The 8,806-nt window shown below is 65.9% G+C and carries 9 protein-coding genes and 1 pseudogene; 5 read left to right on the top strand and 5 right to left on the bottom strand.

Features of this window, described 5'->3' with window-relative positions; all coding sequences use genetic code 11:
• A pseudogene (locus JYJ84_RS21245) lies at positions 1-325 on the top strand (MFS transporter); the annotation flags it as partial.
• 427 nt (positions 326-752) lie between these two features.
• A complete protein-coding gene (locus tag JYJ84_RS21250) occupies positions 753-1,445 on the top strand; it encodes a phosphatase PAP2 family protein (RefSeq protein WP_122948190.1) in 693 nt (230 codons plus the stop codon).
• 103 nt (positions 1,446-1,548) lie between these two features.
• Here JYJ84_RS21250 and JYJ84_RS21255 read toward each other — a convergent pair whose 3' ends face one another.
• The 4 genes from JYJ84_RS21255 to JYJ84_RS21270 all read right to left on the bottom strand — a co-directional run bounded on the left by JYJ84_RS21255 (position 1,549) and on the right by JYJ84_RS21270 (position 5,569).
• The gene (locus JYJ84_RS21255; protein ID WP_122949638.1) at positions 1,549-2,208 is read right to left on the bottom strand and encodes a glutathione S-transferase family protein; all 660 of its coding nucleotides are present in this window, start codon (positions 2,206-2,208) and stop codon (positions 1,549-1,551) included.
• Positions 2,209-2,334: 126 nt separating this feature from the next.
• Entirely contained in the window at positions 2,335-3,405 is a 1,071-nt protein-coding gene (locus JYJ84_RS21260; RefSeq protein ID WP_122948191.1) for a rhodanese-like domain-containing protein, read from the bottom strand.
• A gap of 129 nt (positions 3,406-3,534) precedes the next feature.
• Positions 3,535-4,188: a peroxiredoxin gene (locus JYJ84_RS21265; RefSeq protein WP_122949639.1), complete on the bottom strand. Its 654-nt coding sequence runs from the start codon at positions 4,186-4,188 to the stop codon at positions 3,535-3,537.
• A 154-nt stretch (positions 4,189-4,342) separates the two neighbouring features.
• Positions 4,343-5,569 carry an RNA-guided endonuclease TnpB family protein gene (locus tag JYJ84_RS21270; protein ID WP_175222468.1) on the bottom strand — a complete coding sequence of 409 codons (1,227 nt, stop codon included), beginning with the start codon at positions 5,567-5,569 and terminating at the stop codon, positions 4,343-4,345.
• 89 nt (positions 5,570-5,658) lie between these two features.
• On the opposite strand from JYJ84_RS21270, the gene JYJ84_RS21275 reads away from it, so the two are divergent.
• From JYJ84_RS21275 to JYJ84_RS21285, 3 genes are all read left to right on the top strand, one after another.
• Complete coding sequence (locus JYJ84_RS21275) at positions 5,659-6,135, top strand: transposase (protein WP_236027535.1); 477 nt, start codon at positions 5,659-5,661, stop codon at positions 6,133-6,135.
• Between the two features lie 59 nt (positions 6,136-6,194).
• Positions 6,195-7,100, top strand: coding sequence for an HTH-type transcriptional regulator ArgP (locus JYJ84_RS21280; RefSeq protein WP_122948193.1), 906 nt, complete (start codon positions 6,195-6,197; stop codon positions 7,098-7,100).
• Between the two features lie 184 nt (positions 7,101-7,284).
• Positions 7,285-7,497, top strand: a complete 213-nt coding sequence (locus JYJ84_RS21285) for a DUF1059 domain-containing protein (RefSeq protein ID WP_122948195.1) — start codon at positions 7,285-7,287, stop codon at positions 7,495-7,497.
• Between the two features lie 114 nt (positions 7,498-7,611).
• On the opposite strand, the gene ltaE is transcribed toward JYJ84_RS21285, so the two are convergent.
• A complete protein-coding gene (gene ltaE, locus JYJ84_RS21290) occupies positions 7,612-8,625 on the bottom strand; it encodes a low-specificity L-threonine aldolase (RefSeq protein ID WP_122948196.1) in 1,014 nt (337 codons plus the stop codon).
• Between the last annotated feature and the right edge of the window lie 181 nt (positions 8,626-8,806).

The following is an 8,806-nucleotide window of genomic DNA, read 5'->3' on the forward strand; positions in this document are numbered from 1 at the left end:
CATCGCGACGGTGTCGTTCGCGTCGATGGCCGCTGCGCCGCTGATGTCGCCGCATGCCCAGCTCGTGCTGCTCGCGGTCGCGACGATCGGCTTCGATCTCGGCGTGCAGGCCACGCTGATCGCACACCAGGCGATCGTCTACCGGATCGACCCCGCGTCGCGCAGCCGTCTCAACGCGGTGCTGTTCGTCGGCATGTTCATCGGGATGGCGGCCGGCGCCGCGATCGGCAGTTTGTTGCTCGCGCAACTGGGTTGGAACGCGGTGACCGCGCTGGCCGTGGTCACCTCGCTGGCCGCGCTCGCGGTGCGGATCTGGCGCAACTGATTTTCCGCAACGCACGCCCATGGCGGGCAGGCCCACAGGGCTTGCCCGCCTTTTCTTTTATTTTCGACCGGCGCACGCATGACGCTGCGCGGCCTGGCAGATTCGTGCGCATTCGGCACGAAAAGCGCCCATCCCGTGCAAGGTCCGCACCGACTCGAACGAATGTCCAGTTCAACCAATTATTTTTCCGGCGGCCCTGCGCATCGATGCTGAAACATCGGACGATTCGATGCGCCCCGCCACACGGCGCTCGCCCATCCGGCCCCACTGCACAGCCCCGTTTTATCAGGGGATTCCCGGTATTTTTTCGCATTTTCTTCGAAATAACGGGTGACATACTTGCCCCCCGTTGCGCTCCGGTGCGAGCGCGCTTCCAGATCCTGCCGGCCGTACGTCATGCACTGCGGCTCCGTCGGGGCCGCACGACATGAACAATTTCGACACCTCGATCCAGATCTTCCTCACCCACGTGACGTTCGGCCCGCTGATGAATCACGCGATCCGCGTGATCGCCGGGCTGTACACGTTCAAGGGCTTCGTGCTCATCCCCGTGCTGTGCTGGCTGTGGTTCCAGCCAGGCCCGAACCGCGAGCGGCAGCGCGAACTGGTTGTCGCGACGATCGCGAGCGGGCTCATCGCGCTCGCGATCGGCCGGCTGCTCGCCCAGGTGCTGCCGTTCCGCGTGCGGCCGATCTACAACCCCGACCTGCACCTGCACTTCCCGTCGGCGGGACTGCGTGCGGCCACGCTGCAGGCATGGAGTTCGTTTCCGAGCGATCACGCGATGCTGTGGATGGCGATCGCTACCGGCATCTTCATCATCGCGCGTCGCGTCGGCGTGTTCGCGCTGCTGTATGCGGTCGTGTTCATCTGCCTGCCGCGCGCCTATCTCGGCTTTCACTACCCGACCGACCTGATCGCGGGCGCCGCGATCGGCATCGCGATCGCGTGGCTGCTGACGCGCGATACGATCCGCTCGCGCTTCGCGCCGCAGGTGCTGGCGATGATCCGGCGCTTCCCCGCGCCCGCCTATACGCTCGCGTTCCTGCTGTGCTTCGAGCTGATCACGCAGTTCGACGAACTGCTGACGCTCGCGCAGTCGGCCACCCACACGATGTGACGGGGAGACGCCGCGATGCTGCCGCTGCTTTCGTTCCGCCGTCGCCCCGGCACGCGCTGCCGGCCCTGTGCGGCGGCGGCGCGTCGCGCGACGGCCGTGCCGATCAGTCGCGATCGGGCGCACCCAGCGGAAAGAACGAGCGATACGGCCGCGCCTCGTCGACCGCGCGCGCAAACGACGGCCGCGCCAGCAGACGCTTCCGGTACGCGATCACGTTCGCGAACGACGGATCGATCCGGTGCGTCCAGTCCGCATAGAACAGGAACGGCGCCGCGCCGCAGTCGGCGAGGCTGAAGCGCTCGCCGGCCGCCCATTCGCGATCGGCCATCTTCTTGTCCAGCCACGCATAGGACGTGTCGAGCATCGCGCGCGCATCGGCGACACCGCGCGCGTCGCGCTCGGCTTCCGGCCGCAGCGCGTCGAACACGACTTTCTGCTGCGGCGTCGACACGTAGTTGTCGAAGAAGCGATCCATCGTCCGCACCTCGAGCGCCGCGTGCGGATCGTCCGGCAGCAATCGCACCGGGCCCGGATGGTTCAGGCCGAGATACTCGATGATGATCGACGCCTCGATCACCGTGCGGCCGGCATCGACGAGCACCGGAAAGCGCTTCAGCGGCCACAGCGCAGTCAGTTCCTGCATCGGCTTCGGATCGTCGTGCGCGAGCACGCGATACGCGAACGGCGTGCCGTTCTCGTACAGCGCGGTCAGCACCTTCTGGCAGTACGACGAAAAGGGATGGGCGTAGAGCGTCGGCGTCATCGTGCGGTCTCTCAGGGGTTTCGGCGCCGCGTGATGCGGCGCCACGTGATCGGATACCTTGACGACGAACGGCACGTGGCCGTTTCGACAGCGATCGGAAATTTTTTTGTACTGCGGCTCGGCCCGTTACGACCGGCCGTCCATCACGACGCGCCCTTCGGCACGCCAGCGCAGCATCCCTCCGCCGAGATTCGCCACCGTGTCGAAGCCGGCCTTCAGCAGAATGACGGTCGCCTGCGCAGATCGCCCGCCGGCCCGGCACACGGTCACGACCGGCCGGTCGCGCGCGATCTCGCCGGCGCGCGCGGCCAGTTCGCCGAGCGGAATCGGCGTCGCGCCGGGCAGGTGGCCGAGCGGGCCCGTGAATTCGTCCGGCTCGCGCACGTCGACGACCTGCACCGCCGGCAGATGATCCTCGAGCCATTGCGGATCGATTTCCCAGAACCCGGCGAACGTATAGACGAGCGGCGCCCAGTCGGGCGCGACCTGCACATCGGGCGCATTCGCGGCGACGCCGCACTGCAGGTTCGCCGGCACGGCGACGTCGATCTGCCGCGGGTGCGCGAGCCCGAGATTGCGCATATAGCCGGCGAAATCGTCTTCGCTCAGATCGCCGCCGAGGCGCGGATTGAAACGCCGCTCCTCGCCGACGCTCGTCACCGTGAGCCCGCGATAGTCGTGCGCCGGATACAGCAGGCACGCGGCCGGCAGCGTGAAGAGCCGGCCGTGCACCGCGCGATACAGCGCGCGCGGGTCGCCTTGCTGGAAATCGGTGCGGCCGGTGCCGCGGATCAGCAGGCAATCGCCGGTGAACGCCATCGATTCGTCGTCGAGCACGAGGCTGATGCAGCCGTTCGTGTGGCCGGGTGTCGCGCGCACGGTCAGGTAGCGCGCGCCGAACGCGCAGCGGTCGCCGTCGTTCAGATAACGATCGGCGCCCTGCGCGCCGCTCGCGGCCGAGATCGCGATCGTGCTGCCCGTGCGCTGCTTCAGCAGCCATGCGCCCGTCACGTGATCGGCGTGCACGTGCGTATCGACGGTCGCGACGAGCCGCAGCCCGAGCTCGTCGAGCAGCGCCGCGTCGCGGCGAACCTGTTCGAACACGGGATCGATCAGCACCGCTTCGCGCGATGCGCTGTCGGCAAGCAGGTACGTGTACGTCGACGATTGCGGGTCGAAGAGTTGCCGGAAGATCATCGCGAAGTCGCTCCGTCGCTGGTTGATGCCTGCTTGATGCGTGTTGTCCGGCCCGCGCCGCGATTGTCGCTGTCGCGCGGGCCGCCCCGTCGTGGTCCTGCATGGCCGGCATCCGGCCGGCACGGTGTGTCAGCTGGGCTGCGTCACGTAGCGCAGGTACGGTTTCAGCGTCCGGAAGCCGTCCGGATATTTCTGCTTCGCAGCATCGTCCGACACCGACGTCGGAATGATGACATCGTCGCCCGGCTTCCAGTTGACCGGCGTCGCCACCGTATGCTTCGCGTTGAGCTGCAGCGCATCGAGCAGGCGCAGCACCTCGTCGAAATTGCGCCCGGCGCTCATCGGATAGACGAGCATCGCCTTGACCTTCTTGTCCGGCCCGATGACGAACACCGAGCGCACGGTCGCGTTGTCGACCGCCGTGCGCGGGCCGCCGCTCGCATTCGGATGAATCATGTCGTACAGCTTCGCGACCTTCAGCTCGTCGTCGCCGATCAGCGGATAGTTGACCGCATGACCCTGCGTTTCAGCGATATCCGCGACCCACTTCCGGTGATCGCTGACCGGATCGATCGACAGCCCGATGATCTTCGTGTTGCGCTTGTCGAATTCCGGTTTGAGTCCGGCCATGTAGCCGAGTTCGGTCGTGCACACCGGCGTGAAATCCTTCGGATGGGAAAACAGGATCGCCCAGTGGTCGCCGATCCATTCATGAAACCGGATCGTTCCCTCGGTGGTCTCCGCAGTGAAATCGGGCGCGTCCTCGCCTAGTCGAATCGACATGTTCGTCTCCGTCAAATGGGAATCGTCACGACGCCCGCGCCGCGGCTTGCGCGCGACGCGCGATCGTCCGCGCGCGAAGTGCCGGCATGGCACATGCCGGTTCCGCGCGTTCATATAGCGTAGTTGACATCCTCCCTCACCTAAAGGGGGATTCCTACGGTGCTCCCCCGGCATCGATCCAGGATGAGTCACTTCGGTGGGTTCCTGCTGCTGGCGGCATGACTGCACCGCTCACTTCACAGGCGCAACGGGCGTGTCCCGCCCTGAGAATGCTGATTGCGCCGACCAGATCGGCGTTTTCCTCAAAGCCGCATTCGACGCACGCGAATCGCTCCTGCGTGCGCCGGTTCTCTGACGACACATGCCCGCAGCGCGGGCAGGTGCGGCTCGTGTTCTGCGGCGGCACCGCGATCAGGTAGCCACCGTTCCACGCCAGCTTGTAGTCCAATTGACGGCGGAACTCGAACCATCCCTGATCGAGAATGCTTCTATTCAGACCAGACTTGGCCCGAACGTTTCTTCCCGGCGCATCGGAGCTGCCTGCCGCCGACCTGGACATATTCCGTACCTGCAAGTCTTCGATACGCACCATCGCGTGGTTTTGGCTGATCGTGGTTGAGTACTTGTGCAGGTAGTCGCGGCGAACGTTTCCGATACGGGAGTGGATACGCTGGATACGGGATTTCGCCTTCTTCCAGTTGTTGCTGAATTTCGTTTTGCGGCCCATTGCCTGTTGCGCCTTGCGCAGCACGGTTTGATGCCGTTTGAAGCTGTTGAGCGGCGCGAAGAACGTGCCGTCAGAGAGTGTGGCGAAGCGGGCAATACCCATGTCGATGCCGACCGCACCGCCATTCGGGAGCGGCCGATCGACTTCCCGCTCTGTCTGAATGCTCACGTACCATTTGCCGCACGATTGGCTGACGGTGACGTTCCTCAGCTCGCCCAGCGCCTCACGGCTGTTGCGATAGCGGAGCCAGCCCAGCTTGGGCAGGAAGATGCGGCTGTTGGCCTGGTCGAACTTGATTTGCTTCGGGTCCGGATAGCGGAAGCTGTCGCGTTGGCCCTTCTTCTTGAAGCGTGGAAAGTCGGCCCGCTTGGCGAAGAAATTGGCGTAAGCCCGTTCGAGGTCCTCGAGCGCCTGCTGCAACGGATGCGTCGGTGCATCCTTGAGCCACGGGGTTTCCGTACCGTTTCGCCACTCGGTGAGCAGCTTACACAGTTCGGCGAAGCCGAGTTTCTTCTTGCGCTGCTCGTAACATGTCTTCTGCAACGCCAGTGCCTTGTTGAAGACGAAACGGCACGAACCGGCGAAGCGGCGCATGTCGCCCTGCTGATCGCCGGTCGGCATCAATTCGTACTTGAAGGCCTGGAAACGTTGCATCGACTCAATGTACTTTGGCCCATGAGCAACGACAACGACATGGGCACGGAAGACACTTCACCATTCTGATACATGTTCGTCGTGTGTTCGTGACCCAATACCGCCGAGAGGTGTTCACCCAGGCAATCCTAGACGACCTGCGTAGCATCCTTATCCGCGTCAGTACCGACTTCGAGGCGGAACGGGTCGAGTTAGATGAGGAGGGCAATCACATTCGCGTGCAGGCGAACCATCCGCCAAAGGTCACCGTGTCGCCGCTCGTGGGCCGCCTGAACAATGTCTCCAACAGCAAGATCCGGGAGAAGATCTATCGGGGTATCCGCAAGAGTGTGGTCGTCGTCCTGCTTCGCTGGAAGCCGCTGCGGTGCGCCCCTGGAGATCATTCGCCAGCACATCGAACGGCAGCAGACACCGCAATGACCACCGAAAGGACACCTACGGTGTCCACGCTCTCCTTTCCCGGCCTGATGGCCAAGGGTGCCGTACATCCGGCTCGCGTACGTGCCGTGACCGATTCCGACGACGAATGCAGTGCAGCAGAACGTTGCGCCGCACCCGGCCGCTAGTGCGCACTGACTTACACTACCGGCTGTTCTCGTCTTACGTTCACAGGAATTCCACCGACATGTCGATGACGATCGATCCGAAGCAGGCCGCCGCGCTGCTGGCCGTCGCCGACACGGGCAGCTTCGAGCAGGCGGCCGTGCGCCTGCACGTGACCGCGTCCGCCGTCACGCAGCGGGTCCGCGCGCTGGAGGCAAGCCTCGGCACGCCGCTCGTGCTGCGCACGCGGCCGTGCCGCCCGACGGTGGCCGGGCAGCGCGTATTGCAGCACCTGCGCCGCGTCGCGCTGCTGCAGGCCGACCTGCAAAGCACGCTCGCGACCGAGCGCGAATCGCCGATCTCGGTCACGATCGCGCTCAATTCCGACAGCCTCGGTACGTGGTTTCTGCCAGCGCTGACGTCGGTGCTCGCGGGCGAGCGCATCCTGTTCGAGCTGATCGTCGAGGATCAGGACCATACGTTCGCGCTGCTCGAAAGCGGGATGGCGGTCGGCTGCGTGACGACCGAGCCGAAGCCGATGCGCGGCTGCCTCGCGACGCCGCTCGGCACGATGCGCTACCGGCTGCTCGCGGCCGCCGCGTTCGCGGTGCGCTGGTTCCCGCGCGGGCTGAACCGCACGAGCGCGCGCCGCGCGCCCGTCGTCGCGTATTCGCGGCGCGATACGCTGCAGTCGTCGTTCCTGAAGGAGAAGTTCGGGTTGCTCGAAGGTGCGTACCCGTGCCACTACGTGCCGGGTACCCATTCGCACTTCGCGGCGGTGCGGCACGGGCTCGGCTATGCCATGGTGCCGGAGCCGCTGATCGGCAGTGCGCCGCTCGACACGCAGGGGCTCGTCGATCTCGCGCCCGCGCATCCGACCGACGTCACGCTGTACTGGCACGCGTGGACCGTGCAGTCGCCGACGATGGCGTCATTGTCCGAACGGGTGGTCGAAGCGGCGCGCCGGTTGCTCGCGCCGCTGCCGTGACGCGCGTTTGAGCGGCACCGCCGCGTCGTACAGCGTGCGGTGTGCGGTGTGCGGTGTGCGGCGCGGTACACCTGGCGACGAGAATCCCCGCCGCGCCGCCTATACTTTTTCCATCGGCCTCGCGAACGCGCTGCGCGGCCGATCACGCAATTCCGGCCGCGCCCTTTCCCGCAAGGAGAACATCATGTCTCGCCGCTACATCGATTGCCGCGAGTTTCCCAGCGCGATGAATTGCTCGGTCGCGATTTCTGCCGACTCCGACAACGAACTGCTGGAGGCCGCCGTGCAACATGCGGTCCTGGTGCACCAGCACACCGACAGCGCCGAACTGCGCACGCAGCTGAAAGCGCTGTTCCGCGACGGCACACCGCCCGCCGACGCACCCCGGCAAGCGTAATCCGCCGGCTCGCCCGATATCGACAGACGGGTTGCCACGTCGCCCCCGTCGCCTCTCCGCCTCCTGCTTCGCGCCACACCGGGCCGGCGCCCCCGCCGGCCGGCGCATTCCCCCTTACGCGCGGCGCTGCGCGAAATACGCGCCGACCGCGTCGATAAACGTATCGATGTCCGCGCGCGACACGTCGCAGTGCGTGACGAAGCGCGACGCATACAACATCTGCGTGAGGATCCCGCGCGCCTTGAGCCACACCTCGAGCGGCGCGCAATCGGCTTCGGGGAATTGCGCGAACACCATGTTCGTCGCGTGCGACAGCACCTTCACGGCGTCGATGCGTGCGAGACCTTCGGCGAGATACGCGGCATTCGCGTGATCGTCCGCGAGCCGCTCGACATTGTGATCGAGCGCATACAGGCAGGCCGCCGCGAGAATGCCCGACTGCCGCATCGCGCCGCCGAGCACCTTGCGCCAGCGCTGCGCGCGCTCGATCAGCGCACGGTTGCCGACCAGCACCGAGCCGACCGGTGCGCCGAGCCCTTTCGAGAAGCAGATCGACACGGTGTCGAACGGCGCGCCCAGCTCGGCGATCGACCGGCCCGACGCGACGGCCGCGTTGCATACCCGCGCGCCGTCGAGGTGCAGCGACAACCCGCGGCTGCGCGCGAACGCGGTGGCTTCCTGCACATAGCCTTCCGGCAAAACCTGGCCGCCGATCGTGTTTTCGAGCGCGAGCAGGCGCGTGCGGGCAAAGTGATTGTCGATCGGCTTGATCGCCGCGGCGATCTTCGCGAGCGGCAACGTGCCGTCCGGCGCGTTCTCGATCGGCTGCGGCTGGATGCTGCCCAGCACGGCCGCGCCGCCGCCTTCGTACTTGTAGGTGTGCGCGAGCTGGCCGACGATGTACTCGTCGCCGCGCTCGCAATGCGCCATCAGTGCGGCCAGGTTGCTTTGCGTGCCGCTCGGGAAGAACAGGCCGGCTTCCTTGCCGGCCCGCTCGGCCATCACCGCCTGCAGGCGCAGCACGGTCGGGTCGTCACCCCATACATCGTCGCCGGTTTCGGCGGCAGTCATCGCGGCCAGCATTGCCTGGCTCGGTCGTGTCACGGTATCGCTGCGTAAATCGATCATCGCTGAGTCCTGGGTAAACGCGGACCGGATCCGATGCGCCCGGCCCTGCCGAAACGAGACTCAGAGTGTACGCAATTCACGCAGCGCATGTGTACCGACGATCGATGCACACATAAGGCACGGCGCACTTGCACGCCACGCCGCACGGCGACGACGAGGCTGCCGTCAGTAGCGCGGCGGG

Source organism: Burkholderia sp. LMG 13014, from assembly GCF_905232215.1.
Lineage (GTDB): Bacteria > Pseudomonadota > Gammaproteobacteria > Burkholderiales > Burkholderiaceae > Burkholderia.